This window comes from Pseudooceanicola pacificus, assembly GCF_009789075.1.
GTDB lineage: Bacteria > Pseudomonadota > Alphaproteobacteria > Rhodobacterales > Rhodobacteraceae > Pseudooceanicola > Pseudooceanicola pacificus.
The window spans coordinates 307,680-325,752 of record NZ_WNXQ01000002.1 but is presented as its reverse complement, the minus strand read 5'-3'; the positions used below and the strand labels follow the sequence as shown (position 1 = coordinate 325,752).

At 67.4% G+C, this 18,073-nt stretch carries 13 protein-coding genes and 1 tRNA gene; 8 read left to right on the top strand and 6 right to left on the bottom strand.

Annotation, left to right across the window (positions count from 1 at the left end; genetic code table 11):
* Window positions 1-5: 5 nt before the first annotated feature.
* On the bottom strand, window positions 6-593 hold the full coding sequence (locus GLS40_RS04580) for a TetR/AcrR family transcriptional regulator (RefSeq protein ID WP_160381555.1): 588 nt from the start codon (window positions 591-593) through the stop codon (window positions 6-8).
* A gap of 78 nt (window positions 594-671) precedes the next feature.
* Here GLS40_RS04580 and GLS40_RS04575 point away from each other — a divergent pair, with 78 nt between their 5' ends.
* The 4 genes from GLS40_RS04575 to GLS40_RS04560 all read left to right on the top strand — a co-directional run bounded on the left by GLS40_RS04575 (window position 672) and on the right by GLS40_RS04560 (window position 4,557).
* Window positions 672-1,049 (top strand): hypothetical protein, encoded by a 378-nt coding sequence (locus GLS40_RS04575; RefSeq protein WP_160381554.1) that lies wholly within the window; start codon window positions 672-674, stop codon window positions 1,047-1,049.
* Window positions 1,050-1,131: 82 nt separating this feature from the next.
* A complete protein-coding gene (locus GLS40_RS04570; protein ID WP_160381553.1) occupies window positions 1,132-2,418 on the top strand; it encodes a homoserine dehydrogenase in 1,287 nt (428 codons plus the stop codon).
* A 201-nt stretch (window positions 2,419-2,619) separates the two neighbouring features.
* Window positions 2,620-4,359: a single-stranded-DNA-specific exonuclease RecJ gene (recJ, locus tag GLS40_RS04565; RefSeq protein WP_160381552.1), complete on the top strand. Its 1,740-nt coding sequence runs from the start codon at window positions 2,620-2,622 to the stop codon at window positions 4,357-4,359.
* 123 nt (window positions 4,360-4,482) lie between these two features.
* A tRNA-Glu gene (locus GLS40_RS04560) sits at window positions 4,483-4,557 on the top strand.
* A 244-nt stretch (window positions 4,558-4,801) separates the two neighbouring features.
* On the opposite strand, the gene GLS40_RS18205 is transcribed toward GLS40_RS04560, so the two are convergent.
* From GLS40_RS18205 to GLS40_RS04540, 4 genes are all read right to left on the bottom strand, one after another.
* A complete protein-coding gene (locus tag GLS40_RS18205; protein WP_328598874.1) occupies window positions 4,802-5,335 on the bottom strand; it encodes a chemotaxis protein CheD in 534 nt (177 codons plus the stop codon).
* Window positions 5,332-6,441, bottom strand: coding sequence for a protein-glutamate methylesterase/protein-glutamine glutaminase (locus tag GLS40_RS04550; RefSeq protein WP_160381551.1), 1,110 nt, complete (start codon window positions 6,439-6,441; stop codon window positions 5,332-5,334). Before GLS40_RS04550 ends, GLS40_RS18205 begins: the two co-directional genes overlap by 4 nt.
* Window positions 6,442-9,216, bottom strand: a complete 2,775-nt coding sequence (locus GLS40_RS04545) for a methyl-accepting chemotaxis protein (protein ID WP_160381550.1) — start codon at window positions 9,214-9,216, stop codon at window positions 6,442-6,444.
* A gap of 125 nt (window positions 9,217-9,341) precedes the next feature.
* A complete protein-coding gene (locus GLS40_RS04540; protein ID WP_160381549.1) occupies window positions 9,342-9,938 on the bottom strand; it encodes a response regulator transcription factor in 597 nt (198 codons plus the stop codon).
* A gap of 167 nt (window positions 9,939-10,105) precedes the next feature.
* Here GLS40_RS04540 and GLS40_RS04535 point away from each other — a divergent pair, with 167 nt between their 5' ends.
* The 4 genes from GLS40_RS04535 to GLS40_RS04520 are packed head-to-tail and all read left to right on the top strand — an operon-like array spanning window position 10,106 to window position 15,506.
* Window positions 10,106-10,600, top strand: a complete 495-nt coding sequence (locus GLS40_RS04535) for a molybdopterin-dependent oxidoreductase (protein ID WP_160381548.1) — start codon at window positions 10,106-10,108, stop codon at window positions 10,598-10,600.
* A 31-nt stretch (window positions 10,601-10,631) separates the two neighbouring features.
* Window positions 10,632-12,875: an ATP-binding protein gene (locus GLS40_RS04530; protein WP_160381547.1), complete on the top strand. Its 2,244-nt coding sequence runs from the start codon at window positions 10,632-10,634 to the stop codon at window positions 12,873-12,875.
* A 57-nt stretch (window positions 12,876-12,932) separates the two neighbouring features.
* Window positions 12,933-13,937, top strand: coding sequence for a ligase-associated DNA damage response exonuclease (locus GLS40_RS04525; RefSeq protein WP_160381546.1), 1,005 nt, complete (start codon window positions 12,933-12,935; stop codon window positions 13,935-13,937).
* Entirely contained in the window at window positions 13,938-15,506 is a 1,569-nt protein-coding gene (locus GLS40_RS04520; protein WP_160381545.1) for a cisplatin damage response ATP-dependent DNA ligase, read from the top strand.
* A gap of 3 nt (window positions 15,507-15,509) precedes the next feature.
* On the opposite strand, the gene GLS40_RS17810 is transcribed toward GLS40_RS04520, so the two are convergent.
* Entirely contained in the window at window positions 15,510-17,981 is a 2,472-nt protein-coding gene (locus GLS40_RS17810; RefSeq protein ID WP_202075890.1) for a CaiB/BaiF CoA-transferase family protein, read from the bottom strand.
* Window positions 17,982-18,073 lie beyond the last annotated feature (92 nt).

Here is an 18,073-nt window from a genome sequence, read left to right as displayed (position 1 = left end):
CGGGGTCAGGCCCCCACCGACTGGCGGATCATGTCGCAGTAGATCGCCTCGATATCCGCCAGCGACAACCGGCCCTTGGCGCGGAACCAGGTGTTGATCCCAGTCAGCATCCCGATGATCGCAAGCGTCCCGATCCGCGCATCGGCCAGCCGGAACGCCCCTGCCGCGATCCCGGCGCGCAGGATCGACTCCAGCCGGTCCTCGTAGCGGCGGCGCAGCGTCTGGACCCGGGCGAAATTTTCCGGCGTCAGGTTGCGCAGCTCCATATAGGCGATGAAGACCTCGTCGGGCCGCTCGGCGTGATAGCGGATGTGGAAGCGGACAAAGGCCTCCAGCGCCGCCACCGGGCCGTCGGGCGAGTCGGCTCTGTCGCAGGCCGCCAGCAGGTCCGTCAGATGGCCCTCCATCAGCTCCAGCAGCAGGCTCTGCTTGTCCGCCGTGTGGTTGTAGAGCGCACCGACCTGCACGCCCACCTCGCCCGCGATCTGGCGCATCGAGACGGCGGCATAGCCGTGGCGCGCAAACAGACGGATCGCCGCGGCACGGATGCGCGGCGCGGTCTTCGCGGCATGGGATCCGGAGGTGCGGGCCATTCCCCGAAATTATCTGAACACCCGTTCATTGCAAAGCAGGCGCTTGCGGCCCCGCACCGGATGGGGCATTTCTGACACATGATCCTGCGAGCCCTCTCGATCCTGCTGCCGATTGCCGTGCTCGCCGCCTGCGCCGAGCTGCCGCGCCTTGACGACTCGATCGACGCCGCCGCGAAGGACGCCCGCTATCCCCGGCTCGCCTCGAAGGAAACCGTGCTGGCCCGGGCCGACGACGTGCAGATCCTGCCCGAGGATTTCACCGAACTGCAGGCCAAGGGCGAGGCGCTGAACGCCCGCGCCGCCACCCTGCCGCCCGAGCGGGACCAGACCACGCCGCAGGTCGACACCATCGAACGCACCGCCCTTCCGCCCGATGAAGACGCCGCGATGCGCGAACGGATCGAGCGCCTGAAAGCCCGGGCCGAGGCACTGCGGCAGCGCGGCACCGAAGGCTGAGCCCGCCGCGCCCGCTTCGCGTTGCAAGGTGCCCCGTAAGGCGCTAAGCCGCCGGGAGACACAGCCAAGCACGGAGATTGAGATGACGGAACCGCTGCGCCTGGGAATTGCAGGACTGGGAACGGTCGGCGTGGGGCTGGTGCGGATCATCCGCCGCCAGGCCGCGCTGCTGGAGGCCAGGACAGGGCGCCGGATCACCATCTCGGCCATTTCGGCGCGCACCCGCGACAAGGATCGCGGCGTGCCGCTGTCGGATTACGCCTGGGAGGACGATCCCGTCGCCCTCGCCCGCCGTGACGATGTGGATATCTTTGTCGAGCTGATGGGCGGCGCCGACGGCCCCGCCAAGGCCGCGACCGAGGCCGCGCTGAAATCCGGCAAGGACGTGGTCACCGCCAACAAGGCGATGCTGGCCGTCAACGGCCAGGCCCTGGCCGAACTGGCCGAGGCCCAGGGCCGCGTGATCCGGTTCGAAGCCGCCGTCGCCGGGGGTATCCCGGTGATCAAGGCCCTGACCGAAGGGCTGGCCGGGAACGAGATCAAGCGCGTGATGGGCGTGATGAACGGCACCTGCAACTATATCCTGACCCGGATGCAGAGCGCGGGCCTGCCCTATGACGTGGTCTTTGAAGAGGCGAACCAGCTTGGCTATCTGGAGGCCGACCCCGAGCTTGACGTCGGCGGCATCGACGCCGGGCACAAGCTGTCGCTGCTGGCCTCGATCGCCTTTGGCACCCGGGTCGCCTTTTCGGACATGGAGCTGGAAGGCATCGGCCGGATCACCATCGAGGACATCAAGCAGGCCGCCGACATGGGCTATCGCATCAAGCTGCTCGGCGTCAGCCGGATGACCGGGCGCGGGCTGGAACAGCGCATGTCGCCCTGCCTCGTGCCCGCATCCTCGGCCCTGGGCCAGCTGGAAGGCGGGACCAACATGGTGGTGTTGGAAGGCGACGCCGTGGGACAGATCGTGCTGCGGGGCGCGGGCGCGGGCGAAGGGCCGACCGCCTCGGCCGTGATCGCCGACATCTGCGATATTGCGCGCGGCTTCCGCCTGCCCGTCTTTGGCCGCCCCGCCAGCAGCCTGACCGACGCGACCGCCGCGGTTTCCGCGACGCCGGCGGCCTTTTATCTGCGCATGGCGCTGCAGGACAAGCCGGGCGCCCTGGCCAAGGTCGCCACCGTTCTGGGCGAGGCCGGCATCTCGATCAACCGCATGCGCCAGTACGACCATGACGAGACGCTGGCCCCCGTCCTGATCGTGACGCACCGCTGCGTGCGCGCCGATCTGGACCGGGCGATCACCGCGATGATGAAGACCGGCGTGGTCGAAGGCGACCCCGTCGCCCTGCGGATCGAGGAAGTCTGACCCGGCGCGCCCGGAGGGAGGAGACCCGATGACACCCCGCGCCCCCTTATCGCAACCGCTGGACCGGCCATCGGGCCGGTCCCGCCGCGCGGCATGGGGCTGGCCCGGGTCGGGTGTGATGGTCGGATCGCCGGCCCGGCCCGCCGCAAGGCGACTCTCGCGCTGCGGACTTTCGGCCCGGCGCCGGACGGCCCCCCGCGCATGAGCTATCTTGGCGTCGACTCCTCGCTCACCGGCCGCCGCTGGATCGGCCCCACGGTCGAAACCGAGCGCGCGGCCGAAGCCCTGGCCCAGGACACCGGGCTGGACCGTGCGGTCTGCCAGGTCCTCGCCCGCACCGGGGTCAGCGCGCAGGAGGCCGCCGCCTACCTCGCGCCCCAGCTGCGCGATCTGCTGCCCGACCCGCGCAGCCTGCGCGACATGGAAACCGCCGCCACCCGGTTCCTGCGCGCCGTGGCCGGGCGGGAGCGCATCGCGATCTTCGCCGATTACGACGTCGACGGCGGCACCTCTGCCGCCCTGCTGATCGACTGGCTGCGCCAGATGGGGCGTACCGCCACGCTCTACATTCCCGACCGGATCGACGAGGGCTATGGCCCCAATGTCCCGGCCATGCAGGAGCTGGGCGCGACTCATGACCTGATCGTCTGCGTCGATTGCGGCACCCTCAGCCATGAACCCGTGGCTGCGGCGGGCTGCGACGTGATGATCCTCGACCACCACCTGGGCGGCGAGACCCTGCCCGACTGCCTGGCCGTGGTGAACCCGAACCGGCAGGACGAGGATGGCGCGCTGGCCCATCTCTGCGCCGCCGCCGTGGTCTTCCTGATGCTGGTCGAGGCCAATCGCCAGCTGCGCGGCCAGGGCACCAAAGGGCCTAACCTGCTGGAAATGCTGGACCTTGTGGCGCTGGCCACCGTGGCCGATGTGGCCCCGCTGATCGGGGTGAACCGCGCCTTCGTCCGCCAGGGCCTCACGGTGATGGCGGGCCGCGCCCGGCCCGGGCTGGCCGCCCTGTCCGACGTCGCGCGCCTTGACTCCGAGCCGAGCGCCTATCACCTGGGCTATGTCCTGGGCCCCCGGGTCAACGCCGGCGGGCGCATCGGCAAGGCCGACCTCGGCGCGCGGATGCTTTCAACCGACGACCCGCACGAGGCGCGCGCCCTGGCCGACCGGCTGGACGAGCTGAACGCCGAACGCCGCGAGATCGAGGGCCAGGTCCGCTCCGCCGCCCTTGCCCAGGCCGAGGCGCGCGGGCTGGAGGCGCCGCTCGCCTGGGCCGCCGGCGAGGGCTGGCATCCGGGTGTTGTCGGCATCGTCGCCTCGCGTCTCAAGGAACAGGCCAACCGTCCCTCGGTCGTGATCGGCTTCGACGGCGACGAGGGCAAGGGATCCGGCCGTTCCGTCGCGGGCATCGACCTTGGCGCGGCCGTCCACCGGCTGGCCGCCGAGGGGCTGCTGGTCAAGGGCGGCGGGCACAAGATGGCCGCCGGACTGACGGTGATGCGCGACAAGCTGGAGGCCGCGATGGCCCGCCTGTCGGAACTGCTGGACCGTCAGGGCGCCGCGGCGGCGGGCCCTGCCGACCTGCGCATCGACGGCGTGCTGATGCCGGGCGCGGCGCAGGTCGAACTGGTCCGCCGGATCGAGGATGCCGGCCCCTTCGGCGCCAGCGCCCCTGCCCCGCGATTCGCCTTTCCCGACATGCGTATCCTCAACGCCCGCCGGGTCGGGGAGTCGCACCTCAAGGTCACCTTCGGCGACGGCCTTGGCGCCCGGATGGACGCGATTTCCTTCGGCGCCTTCGACGGCCCGCTGGGCCCGCGCCTGAGCGCCCATGACGGCGCCCGATTCCACCTTGCGGGCAAGCTGGACATCAACACCTGGGGCGGCCGTCAGAGCGTGCAACTGCGCCTCGACGATGCTGCCGAGGCGCACTGACCGGCCCCGCGCCCACCGCTCCGTCGGTCATTTCGGCGGCGTTCCGAAAATCTTCGGAAGCCGCAAAATTTCCCCTTGCGCACCCCCGGTGCTTTGCCTAGAAGACGCCTCACGCCAAGGCATGGCCCGTTCGTCTATCGGTTAGGACGCCAGGTTTTCAACCTGGAAAGAGGGGTTCGATTCCCCTACGGGCTGCCACTTTTCTCCGAAAAGTGAAAGTTTACTGGGACTTGAGTCGCAAAGCGCTTCACGGTTCCCGGGGCTTGGACCTCATCGCGCCTGACAGGCGTTTTCCGCGCAGTCGAAACCGGAATCCGCAATCCGCGCGCAGTCGACATCCTGGTGATGGCGCGCGGGTGAGTTGGAGTGGCGGAATGTGAGACACTGAAGCATCCAGGAAATGTCAGGCTGTTCAGGTCTCGAATTCTGTGGGATCGCCCAGTCAGAAAAGCTCGACTCCGTTTCCGGGGTTCGGCTTGTCAGGTGGAACTTCGGCCGGCTTGCTCGCCCCCACGGTCTTTAGAAGAACTTTCCCGTCGCTTGGTCTGAATTTGATCTGTCGGGCAGACGCGCCTCCAAGGCTCTTCCCGAGGCATGCAATGCTTTCTCGTGACAGGTATTCCAGAACAAAGGTTCCGTTAGCCTCCCCGATGTCACTGAGCCCGGAAATCATGCGCGCTCCTCCAAATACCTTGGCCTGCAAGCTGGATCGCACCGCGCCCATCCTGACCAGCGCGTTGATCAATAGCTCCATCGCGTTGATGCCCTCCATGTCACTGGCGCCGGATGTTGCTGCGGACCGGGCGACCAGGATGTGGTTCATACCTCCGACACGGGCATGCGGGTCCCACAAACATGTGGATACGCAGGAGCCAAGAATTGTCGACAGGATGCAATCCGGATCGCCGGACACGGCATACTGCCCCTGGGTGATCGCTACAGTACCCTTGTGAGTTGGAACGCGCGAGAATGTCACCCTGCGATCCTCTTCCCGGCACGTTGATCGGCGGCTGAGACAATCGCGTCAGCAATGCCGTTCAATGGCAACTGCTCATCCAGGGCATCGAGGTCGGCGGCAGCGCGTGGCATCCCGTAGACCACGCAGCTGGCTTCATCCTGGCCGATACAATATGCCCCAGCCGACCTGAGCTGCTTCATGCCTTCGGCGCCGTCCTTGCCGAGCCCCGTCAGGATGGTAGCAACAACTCGATCGGCAAATCCGACCGCGCTCTGAAACAGGACGTCGACGGAGGGACAATGGCCGTTTCGTTTCGGAGCATCAATTGCGACTGTGGAAAATCGACCCTTCTCGAAGTTGACGCCAGTATGCGCATGACCTCCGGGCGAGAGGTAGATATGCCCTGATTTCAACGGCATGCCATGTTCTGCAAGTTGGACGACCTGCGGCAGCAGGCCATTCAGGCGGATGGCAAAACTTTCCAGGTAGCTTTCGGGCATGTGCTGGGCCACGACAACGGGCGGGCAATCGGCAGGCAGTCCCCTGAGGACGATCTCGACCGCGGCCACGCCGCCGGTCGAGGAGCCGATGAGGATCGCATGTCGAGGGGGCCGGCCGCTCGGCACAGCGTCCCTGGCGAGTTTTCGAGTGCTTTCCGTCGGCAGTGGCGCGGGTTTCAGAACTCCGGCATTGGCGGCGGCGAAGACCCTGTCCGCAAGATCGCCAAGCGTCTCACGGGTGATGCCCATATTGGGCTTGGCAACGCAGTCAACCGCTCCCAGGGCGAGGGCCCGGATGGCCGCATCGCTGCCGTTCTGTGTCACGCTCGAGAACATGACGACCGGCATCGGGCGCAGGCGCATGATCCTTTCGAGAAAATCGAGTCCGCTCATACGGGGCATCTCGACATCCAGGACGACGACGTCCGGTTCCAGATTGCGGATTTGCTCGCGCGCGTCGTAGGCATCCTTCGCGATACCAACGACCCTGAGACGCGGGTCGCTTTCCAGGGCATGACCCAGCAACCGCTGAATCGCGTGCGAGTCATCGACAATCAGCACACGTTTGACACCGATGCCGGTCGGTCGTTTCAGTTCGCCAAACGTTCCCGGGCCGACAGGCATTCAGAATTCCTCCCAATTGTCGATTTCCTGCGCAGCGTGTGGTGCCAGGGCGAGCGCGCCTTTTGTGCCAGAACCGGAACGTCTGCCAGCAACCTTTTGGGCGACTGGACTCGGTGCAGTTTCAGAGACAGGTTCATCTGCCGAAACCGAGAAGCGTCCAACGGCCACGGACAACATCTGGGCCCGGTTGGAGAGTTCCTGGCTGGCGGAATTGGTCTCCTCGAACATCGCGGCATTCTGCTGTGTCGCATGCTCGATCTCGTTGACCGATGCATTCATCTGGCCAAGGCCATCGGATTGCTCGCGGGCAGCGCGCGCGATATCCGCGATATGTGTCGAAATGATGCTGATGGAATCGAAGATCTCTTTCAGCGCCTCGCCCGCCTGACTGACCAGTCCGACGCCCCGGCTGACGTGCTGATCCGACGCCAGGATCAACGCGTTGATCTCGGCAGCGGCGTTGGCACAACGCTGGGCAAGGGCCCTGACCTCGGTCGCAACGACGGCAAATCCGCGACCGGCCTCGCCGGCCCGCGCAGCCTCGACCCCGGCATTCAGGGCCAGCAGATTGGTCTGGAACGCGATGTCGTCGATGACGGAGATCACCTTGACCACCTCGCGCGATGACGCGGCAATGGCGGCCATCGCGGCCTCGGCCTCGTCCACGACCATTCCGCTCTTTTCGGCACGGCTCCGGGTCTGCGACACGATGCCGTCGGCCTGACCCGCGGCCTCGGCGGTGTTGGCGACATTGGCCGTCAATTCGTCCAGCCCGGTGGCTGTCTCCTGCAGGGTAATGGCCTGTCTCTCGGTGCGGACCGCCATCTCTTGCGCGGCGCGGCAAATCTCCGAGGTTTCGTGCTGCATGCCCCCGGTTTCGCGCGCGAAGTCCGACAGGGTCGCATCCAGGCTTTCCAGGGCGGCGTTGAAATCGCGTCGCAATTCCTCGTACCGGTCGTCGAACCGCTGGTCGAGGCGCAGTGACAGTTCGCCGTCCGACAGGTGGCGAAGGCCGACGCGCAAGGCCTCGACAACCGTGTCCTGGGCCTGCACCAGGTTCCGGTGCGTGGCCTCTGCCGCGTCGAGCGTCGCCTGAACTTCGGTCATATCGGAGCCGAGCATCAGGATACCGGAAACCTTTCGCGAACGGTCCCGGATCGGGTAAAATCCGCCCTGCACGCTGGCTGTCACCTCCGACTGCGGAGATTTGAGCCGGATCAAACCGCTGCGGGTCTCGCCCTTTTGCAGATGCTCGACGACGCGACCGCCGTTTTCCCCGTCCGTCATCGTGACCATGTTGGCAATGCGGATGGTTCCGGCTTCCCCTGCAACCACCTGGCGGAACAGAGCGTTGGACGAGACCAGCTGCCCGTCAAGATCGAATTCGGCCTTGAGCTGACCTGTCTCGATGGCATCGAGTATGGCGCCGGTCCGGCGTTCTTCCGTCACATCGCTCCATTCGATCACCATGCCTTCCCGATGGCCGTCGGCACCGGCAATCGGGTTGACGGTGATTGCCAGCCGCGCCTCGCCGAGGGGGATGTCCGTCCGGAACGGCAGGCTGGAGGGATCCGCCACCAGCGCGCGGATCCTCTCTGGCTGGCGATGGAAGACGTCCATCGACTTGCCGATCAGGTTTTCCGGATCGAAGTGACCGATCACGGATTCGAAATCCTTCTGGCGACGGCGCAACAGATCGGCGATGGCCTGGTTCATGTGCAGGATGCGAAAGTCCGTGTCCGTCATCATCAGGGCTGCCGAGGTGGCCTCGACCGCCCCGCTCTTGAATGTCGCGACACGGACGGTTTCGTGGGCATCGCGCAGGGTCTGGCGCAGTTGTACCAATGCAAGCGAGATGCGTCCCAGCCCGTCACGCCGCGGCGGCAGCGCCTCGTCATCGTCGAGCGTTCCGTCCCGTATGGATTCGGCCATCGCGACAAGCCGGTTTACCGTGGACGCGAAACGTGCGCTCAGCACCAGGCCCAGCACCGTGACGACAACAACGCTCACCAGACCAGCGAGTGTCGCCCGCGCCGCCAGAAACCGCCTTTCTTCGGACTCATGGGCGCTGGCCAGTCTGCTCGTCAGGACAAGCGTGCTGTCGCCAAATGCAAACGCCGTGCTCTGCGTCCCGGCATCGCCTGTCTGCAGGGCTGGGTCCGGTGCGCCCGTCGCGATGTCCAGAACCGCCCCTTCCAGAACGTCGCCAAAAAGCTGATCCATGCCGATCACACCGACAAGCACAGCCGCTGCGCCAGGGCCATCGGGCACCGGGGCCGCGACGGCAAGATGCGCCGGATCGCCGTTCCATACGACCGCGACCGGGGCCACGACATCGGTGGCCAGTGCCTGCATGCGGGCCTCCACCGCGTCCGAGACCTCCTCCCCCTGGGAGGAAATGGCTTTCCCGCCAAGGGAATAGAGTTGCAACGTTCCGTCGAAGCCCCAGGTCGCGGCAGGTATTTCCCGGGGCATTTCCCGCGCGCCGGCCAGCATGTCGGGCGGGACGGCGCCCGGCCCCGTAGCATGGCTCAGGGTCATCGTCAGCGCCGGCGACCTGGCGATCCGCGTGACCTCGGACAGGAACAACTCCGCCCGGGCCTCGGCCGCGGCAACCTGTGCCTTGTGGGTGCTGGCGAGTGCCACCACCACATCCTCGTGCAGCACCGCCCGGACCGCCGGCCATACCAGAAATCCCGTGCCAGCGACGGCGAGCGCCAGGCCGGAAAACAGCGCCAGGGGCAGTTTGAAGGCGATCGTGACGTTTCTTAGCATGAGCAATGTCCCAAGGCAGATCAGACGGCGGCCGGACAAGCGGCTGCGTCCGACCATCTGGCGCAGGGACAGTTGAAGATTGGTTTAAACCCTGACGGGCGTTGGCTAGAAATGTTCCTAACCGCTCAGAGCAGGCCGAGATCCAGCGCCCGCATCGCCGCGTGGGTCCGGTTGCGCGCCTCGAGCTTGCGGCACAGGGTCTTCACGTGCAGCTTGATCGTGACCTCCTTGAGGTCCAGGTCGCGCGCGATTTCCTTGTTCGACAGACCTTGCGAGATGCCACGCAGGACCTCGGTCTCGCGCCGGGTCAGAAGGTCGTCCTCGGGGCTCATCGAAAAGCCGTCGGGCAGGAAACGGTCGCCCTCCAGCAGCCGGCCGACGGCAGTGGCAAGCTCTTCCGGCGTCAGGGTTTTTGGCAGATAGCCGCGCAATCCGGCGTTCAGCGCCTCACGCGCGACCTCGACACCGGACACGCCGGACAGCAGCGCGACCGGCACCTCGCCCGCGCGCGCGACGATCTCGGATATCCCGGTCATCCCGTTGGCCCCGGGCATGCGGTAGTCGACCAGCACAAGATCGAAGCGCGCGCCCCCGTCCAGCAGGTCGCAGGCCTCGTCCACGCTTGCCACGGTGGCCACGTCGTGCCCGCCACGGTCGGAAAGATAGCCGGCGATCATCTCGCGCAGCAGCGCATGATCGTCGGCAAGCATCAAACTGGCCATGTCCAAGTCCAATTTCTTAACCCAGCCGGGACAATACATGACTCTGAAAAGAATGTCTTGGCGATTGCTGCCGCCGTACACGAGTCGGAAAGACTTTCACGCTAGCATCCTCTTGCGAAACCGATGTTTCGGTTCGCTAGGCAAATCAGCTGAATTGGAGGGAAAACTTGATCCGCACAGCTTCGGCCCCGGCCATTATTCTGGCGATTCTCTGCCTGGCCCTGCCCGGTTGGGCCGACCTGCCCCGCGCCAGCGGGCCGGTCATTCTGACAATTACTAAGAATGGTGAAGAAACTGCCGCGCTTGACAGGCAGGGCCTGGAAGGGCTGCCCGTCAGCGATTTCACCACCACCACGATCTGGACCGACGGCCCGCAGACCTTTCGCGGCGTGCGCCTCGCCGCGCTGCTGGAGCGGTTGGAGGTCCGCGACGGCACGTTGTCGCTGGTGGCGGCCAACGGCTATGCCATCCGCATCGCGGTGGCGGACATCCGCCCGGATGGCGCCCTGCTCGCCTATCAGCGCAACGGCGCGCCGATGTCGCTGCGGGACAAGGGGCCGCTGTGGCTGGTCTATCCCTATGATTCCGACCCGTCGTTCCGGACCGAGGTGAAATACGCCAATTCAATCTGGCAGCTCGACCAGATCGACATCATCCCCTAGCGGGGAGCATCCGCACCGCAAGGGATGACCGATGGGCCGCAACCGCGACATGCTGGGGCTGGAACGGCGCTCATCGAGGCTGGCCATCGTCTGGGCCCTCTCCGCGGTCTGCCTCGTCGTGATTGTCTTTCTGCTGACGGATGTGCGGGCAAAGCTGTCAGAGCTGCAGTCCTCGCCCTCGGACAATGTGCAGTGGACGCTCACCCAGCTGGAGGTGGAGTTCCTGGAATTCTCGGGCGCCGTGCAAAGGGCCGCCCTGTCGGGGATGCCGGACACCGCCGCCCTGGCCAGGGTGCGGCAACGCTATGACATCCTCTACAGTCGGCTCGATACGCTGGAGCGCAGCCCGCTTTACCGCAGCGTGCTGTTCGGCGACGGCATGGGTGCGGCCTTTGCGGAAACAGCCGGGACCCTGCGCGGGATGGTGCCGGCAATCGACGCCCCCGATACGGAGCTGGCCCGCGCGCTGCCCGCCATGCTGGCCGAGGTCGACCGGCTGAGACCCCAGGTGCGCAGCATCGCCACGATCGGCAACCAGCTGCTGTCCGCCCTCTCCCAGACCATGCGGCGCGACATGGCGGGCGTGCTGTCGCGGCTGGCGCTGGCCAGTTTCGGCCTGCTCGCCGGGCTCAGCCTGACGGTGATGATGTTCCGCCGCCTTGCCACGGTCAGCGAACGGCGCGCGCAGGAGGTGATGACCACCTCGGCGCGGCTGGAAACCATCGTCTCGACCTCGCAGGATGCGATCCTGGTGCTCGACCGGCGCGGGCGGATCGAGAATGCCAATGCTGCGGCGGGCAGCATGTTCGCGCGCCCCGCGGCCGCGCTTGCGGGTCAGGCCGTGGGCACGCTGCTGGCCTTTGACGGGCCTGAAATCCGGCGCGGGATCACCGGGCACGACCTGCATGTCGCGGCCCGCCGGGGCCTGCGCACCGGCCATCGTCTGGCGGGCCGCCTGCCGGACGGGCAGCGCTTTCCCGTTGAAATGTCGATGGGCGTCACCGACCGCGAGGGGGCTGAAATCTGCGTCTGCGTGATCCGCGACATCTCGCACCGCATCGCGGCCGAGGCGGAGTTGAAGGAGTCCCGCGATCGCGCCCTCGCCGGCGAACGGGCCAAGGCGCGCTTCCTGGGAATTGTCAGCCACGAGATGCGCACGCCGCTGAATGGCGTGCTCGGGACGATCGAGCTGATGGAGGACGATCCCGACCCGGCCAGCCTCGCCCGCTACCTGCCGATCCTCAGGGACTCGACCTCGATCCTGCTGGACCTGATCAATGACGTGCTCGACATCACGCGGATCGAGGGTGGCCGCCCCTCCGGCACGGTGGCCTTCGACCTCGACGCCCTGATCGCCTCGGTCCTGGCCGGAGAGGCCGGGCGCGCCCGCGCGCAGGGCAACCGGCTGGCGCGGCGGCCGGGCGAGCGCCCGGTTGGCGCGGTCCGGGGGGACGCCGTGCAGCTGCGGCAGGTCCTTGCCAATATCGTGTCGAATGCCGTCAAGTTCACCCGGAACGGCGAGGTCGAGGTCTCTGCCCGCCGGACCGGCGCAGAGACAGTCACGCTGCGGGTCGCCGACACCGGTATCGGCATCGCGCCCGGGGATCACGCGGCGGTGTTCGAGGATTTTGTCCGCCTCGACGCGGCCGTCACGCGCCAGATCCAGGGCACGGGGCTGGGCCTGGGCATTGCCCGGCGGCTGGTGCGCGGCATGGGCGGGGAGATCACCGTCGACGGATCCGAAGGGATCGGCAGCACCTTCACGGTGACCCTGCCCCTGCCCCAGGCGGTGATCGAACCGGCCAGGCCCGCGCCCGTGCCCGCGGCCGGAACCACGCCCGCGCTGAAGGTGCTGATCGCCGAGGACAACGCCACCAACCGCTTTATCCTGCGCAACATGCTGGAACGCGACGGCCACGGCGTGAGCGAGGCGCATGACGGAGAAGAGGTGGCGCGGATCGCGGCGGGCGAGGCCTTTGACCTGATCCTGATGGATGTCTCGATGCCGCGACGGGACGGACGCGACGCAACCCGTTGGATTCGCTCACATCCCGGGCCAAACGCCGCAACCCGCATCGTCGCCCTGACCGCACATATCGGCGAGGAGATCGCCGCCGAGCTGACCGAAGCCGGTGTCGACGACGTGGCGACCAAACCGCTGGGCCGCGACAGCCTGGGCCGCATCCTGGCCGAAGCGGCCGCCAGTGGCCGGCCCTCGGCGCATCCCGCCACCCCGGGCCGGGGCCGCGACAGCCCCGCCGGGGCGCCGGAATAATCCGCCCCGGCCGCCCGGCGCACTTGCCCCGCAGCGCGAGGGACATAACATCAGCGGATGCGTCCAGACGACATGCTGCACCCCCGGCCTGCCGGGCTCTACTGTCCCGCCGGCGATTTCCACATCGATCCGGTGCGCCCGGTCGCACGGGCGCTGATCACGCACGGCCATGCCGACCATGCGAGGTCGGGCCACGGCGCGGTGCTGGCCACGCGCCAGACGCTCGACATCATGGCGATCCGCTATGGCCAGGATTTCGCCGGGCAGACACAGGTGGCCGAGGGGCCGTTGCGCATCGGCGATGCCGAGGTCGCGTTCCATCCGGCGGGCCATGTGCTCGGCTCGGCCCAGATCGCGATCCGCACCGGGGGCCGCCGGTTCACGGTCTCGGGCGATTATTGCCGCCGGGCCAACCCGGCCTGCGCGCCCTTCGAACCCGTCCCCTGCGATGTCTTCGTGACCGAGGCGACCTTTGCCCTGCCCGTCTTCCACCATCCGGAGCCGGAGGGACAGATCGCGCGGCTGCTGGCCTCGGTCCAGGCCTTTCCGGAACGGGCGCATCTGGTTGGCGCCTATGCCCTGGGCAAGGCGCAGCGCCTGATCGCCCTGCTGCGCGCCGCCGGTTGGGAGGCGCCGATCTACATCCACGGCGCGCTGGAGCGGCTCTGCGCCTATCACATCGAACAGGGCGTGGACCTTGGCCCGTTGCGCCCCGCCACCGACGACGGCATGACCAAGGCGGATTTTGCGGGCCAGATCGTGATTGCCCCGCCTTCGGCCTTTGCCGCCACCTGGGCGCAGCGCTTCCCCGACCCGGTGATCTGCTTTGCCAGCGGCTGGATGCAGGTCCGCGCCCGCGCCCGGCAGCGCGGGGTCGAGCTGCCTCTGGTGATTTCGGACCATGTCGACTGGCCGGACCTGACCCGCACCATCGCCGAGCTGGACCCCGAACAGGTCTGGGTCACCCACGGCCGCGAAGAGGCGCTGATCCGCCATTGCACGCTGGAGGGGCGGACGGCCCGGCCCCTGAACCTGGTCGGCTACGAGGACGAGGCGGAGTAGATGCAGCATTTCGCCCGCCTGCTGGAATCGCTGGCCTTCACCCCCGCCCGCACGGGCAAGATCCGCCACCTCGTCACCCATTTCCGCAACCGGCCCGACCCGGAACGCGGCTACGCCCTGGCCGCGCTGACCGGCGATCTGGAGCTGCGCAAGGTCACCCCCTCGCTGTTGCGCGCTCTGGTGACCGAACGGGTGGATGCCGAGCTGTTCGGCTATTCCTACGATTTCGTGGGCGACCTGGCCGAAACCATTGCCCTGATCTGGCCCACCGGGGCCCCGCCCGAGGACCTGCCCCTGTCGCAGCTGGTGGGTGAACTGGAACAGGCGGGCAAGGCCGACCTGCCCGGCCTGATCGCCGCGCGGCTGGACCGGCTGGACCCGAGCGGGCGCCATGCCTATCTGAAGCTGGCGACCGGCGGGCTGCGCGTGGGGGTATCGGCCCGGCTGGCCCGCGCCGCACTGGCGGAATATGGCACCGTCCCCGCAACCGAGATCGAGGAACTGTGGCACGGGCTGACGCCGCCCTATGACAGCCTCTTTGCCTGGCTCGACGGGGGGGAAAAGCCGGTGTCGGCCGCCCATGCGCCGTTCCGCCCGGTGATGCTGTCGACCGGAACCGACCTGGACCAGCTGGGCGCGCTGGACCCTGCCGAATACGCCGCCGAATGGAAATGGGACGGCATCCGCGTGCAGGCCTCGGTCGATCGCGGGACGCGCCGGCTCTATTCGCGCACGGGCGAGGATATCTCGGCCAGTTTCCCCGACCTGCTCGACGCGCTGGAGTTCGAGGGCACATTGGATGGCGAGCTGCTGGTGCGGCGCGGGGCCGAGGTCGCCCCCTTTGGCGAATTGCAGAAGCGGCTGAACCGCAAGAGCGTCGGCAAGGGGCTGCTGCAAAGCCACCCGGCGGCGCTGCGGCTGTACGATGCGCTGCTGATCGAGGGCCGGGATTTGCGCGCCGACCCTTTCACCACGCGCCGCAAGGCGTTGGAAGGATTGCGGAACCGGTTCGACCCGGATCGGCTGGACCTGTCGCCGCTGCTGGCATTCGACACCTGGGACGACCTCGCCGCCCTGCGCGCCGATCCGCCCGATGCGGTGATCGAAGGGGTGATGATCAAGCGCAAGGACAGCCCCTATACCGCCGGGCGCGCCAAGGGGCCCTGGTTCAAGTGGAAGCGTGACCCGATGGTGGTGGACGCCGTGCTGATCTATGCCCAGCGGGGGCATGGCAAACGGTCGGGCTATTATTCGGATTTCACCTTTGCGCTCTGGGACGGCGACCAGCTGGTGCCCGTGGGCAAGGCCTATTTCGGCTTCACCGACGACGAGCTGAAATCGCTCGACCGCTTCGTGCGCAACAACACGGTGGAACGCTTCGGCCCCGTCCGGTCGGTGAAACCCGAACTGGTGCTGGAAATCGCATTCGAGGGGCTGAACCGCTCGCCCCGGCACAAGTCGGGCGTGGCCATGCGCTTTCCCCGCATCGCGCGGATCCGCAGCGACAAACCGGCGGCCGAGGCCGATCGGCTTGAAACCCTCAAGGCGCTGCTGCCGCCCGCGATCTGACCCTCAGACCAGCGCGCCGACCGCCGCCAGCGCCTCGATCCGGTCGCGATCGTAGCCCAGCAATTCCTCAAGGACGAAGTCGTTGTCCCGCCCGTAATCGGGGCTGGCCCGTTCCGGCGCGGCGGGGGTTTCCGACAGGATGAAGCGGCAGGCCTCGACGGTCGAGATCACGCCGTCCTGGCGCGGGATGTCGATGAAATGTTTCTGATGCCGGATCTGCGGATCGGCAAAGATGTCCTCGGACGAGGCGACGACATGGGCCGGCACGCCAACCGCCTGCAGCCGCGCCTCTACCGCGTCGGCCTCCTGGTTCAGGGTCCAGGCGTCGATGGCGGCCTCGATCCGGTCTTCGGCGGCCTTGCGCCCCTCCAGCGTGGCCAGCGCGGCGTCGGCGGCCATCTCGCCGCCCATTTCGGCGGCCAAGGCGGCCCATTCCGCATCGCTCCGGCACGAGATCGCGACCCAGCGGTCGTTGATGTCGTGCTTGATGCACATCGAGACATGGTTTGGCACGATCAGCGGATCGCGGTTGCCATTGGCCTTGGCGACAACGCCATTGACCTCGAAATCGGCAAAGGCCTCGGCCATGGACTGCATGCCGGTCTCGGCCTGGGCCACGTCCATCCAGCCGCCCTCGCCCGTCTTTTCGCGGTGATCCAGCGCGGCCAGCAGGGCGATCATGCCGAAACGCGGGCCGACGTAATCCGTATAGGGGCCATAGGGGCCGACCGGCAGCCCCTCGCGCGGGCCGACAAGGCCCTGATAGCCCGACATCGCCCCGCCGATATTGCCGAACCCCGCCATGCGCGACCAGGGCCCCACCTGCCCCATGAGCGAGGTGGACAGCATGATGATCGACGGGTTGCGCTGCTTGAGAACCTCGTAGCCCAGGCCCCAGCGTTCGATCTGGCCGGGGGCAAAGCTTTCGACCACCACATCGGCCCAGTCCACCAGGTCGAGGATGACCGCCTTGGCCTCCTCGGTCCCGAGGTCGAGCGAGAGGCCCAGCTTGCCGGTGTTGCAGTTCTCGAACTGGCCCGAGCGCATGAAATTCTGGACGCCCCCCGGGTAGGGCCCCAGCATCCGCGCGGTTTCCACCCGTTTCGAGCTTTCGACCCGCACCACCGTGGCGCCGAAATCGGCCAGGTTGCGGCCGATCATCGGGCCGGCGACAACCCAGGCGAGGTCCAGCACCTTGATCCCCTCGAGCGGCCGGCCCGCAGCACCGGACGGCACCGGCGCGGGTTTCGCCTCGCCCAGCCAGTCGCGGCGGATGGCCTCGCCCTGCGCGCCGATCTCCGGCGCCGCGCCCAGGTCGGCAAAGGCGCCGTCCAGGTAGCGGGCAAAGGGGCCGGGCTGATGCAGCACGCGGTTGCCATGCGGCACCTCGCGGAAAAAGTCGCGCGCGGCCTCGTGGTGGCTTTCCAGCAGGTCCTTGACCGTGGTGACCGGGGCCATCAGCAGTTTGTATTTCAGCGCGATGTCCACCGCGTCGTTCTTCATCTTGGGGTTCAGGAATTTCGCGACCGCCTGGCGGCAGCGCTCCATATCCTCTTCCTCGATCTCGTCATTGGCGATGGCGTCGGGAATGGTCGGCCAGTCCCATTTCGCGAATTCCTCCACCCCCTCGGCGCCCATGTCGATCAGCGCCTCGAACAGCTTGTTGGTAAAGCGCCCGGTCGCCGGACCCATTGCCAGGTGCATCTCGACCAGGCCGTCCTGCACTTCCCACTTGCTCTTGCCGGTGCGCGCGCCCGATCCGGACAGATCGGGGTTCTTCTTGAAGCTCGCCACCGACTTGCGCAGCGTGTAATTCGCATGGCCCACGGCACCCGCCAGCGTCATCGACAGGGTGGACTGCGTGGCCGAGGTCTGGGCCGACACCTCGACCCGCTGGCCGCGCCCGGTCTTCTTGCGGGCGAAATAGGCCACCAGCGCCCCGCCCACGGCATCCACTGCCGCATGGTGATAGGCCTGAGGCACGGAAATGCGATAGGGCCGGTCGGCCACCGCAGCGACGGGCAGAAGCGGACCGCCGGCGGCCCAGATCGTCAGCTCGCTGTCATGATAGCCAGCTTTGGGACCGTCGACACCGAAGGGGGTGATGATGGCATGGATCAACGCGGGGTTGATTTCGGCCATCCGCGCGGCATCCAGCAGCGGTTTTTCGCCCGGGTTGCCGGATTCCACCAGCACATCCGCCGCCGCGACCAGCTTTTCGAAGGTTTCCATATCCGCCGGTACGGTGAGGTCCAGCGCGATGGACCGCCGCCCCGCGCCATAGGCCGCCCAGAACAGCGAAGCGCCCGAGGGATCGAACGGCGCCTGCCGGCGGCTGTCCGTACCGTCGCGGGTTTCCACCTGCACCACGTCGGCACCCAGCTGGGCAAAGACACGCCCCGCGATGGCCCCGCGGAAATCCGTCAGGTCGAGAACCTTGAGATGCGACAGGTATCCGGCTGGCTGCTCGGTCATTTCGGCGATCCTCCCTAGATATGCACGGCCAGGGTGGGGGCCCTCCTCCCCCGCCTCGGTTGGCGCATATTTTCGACTTTCCGGTCGGTAGG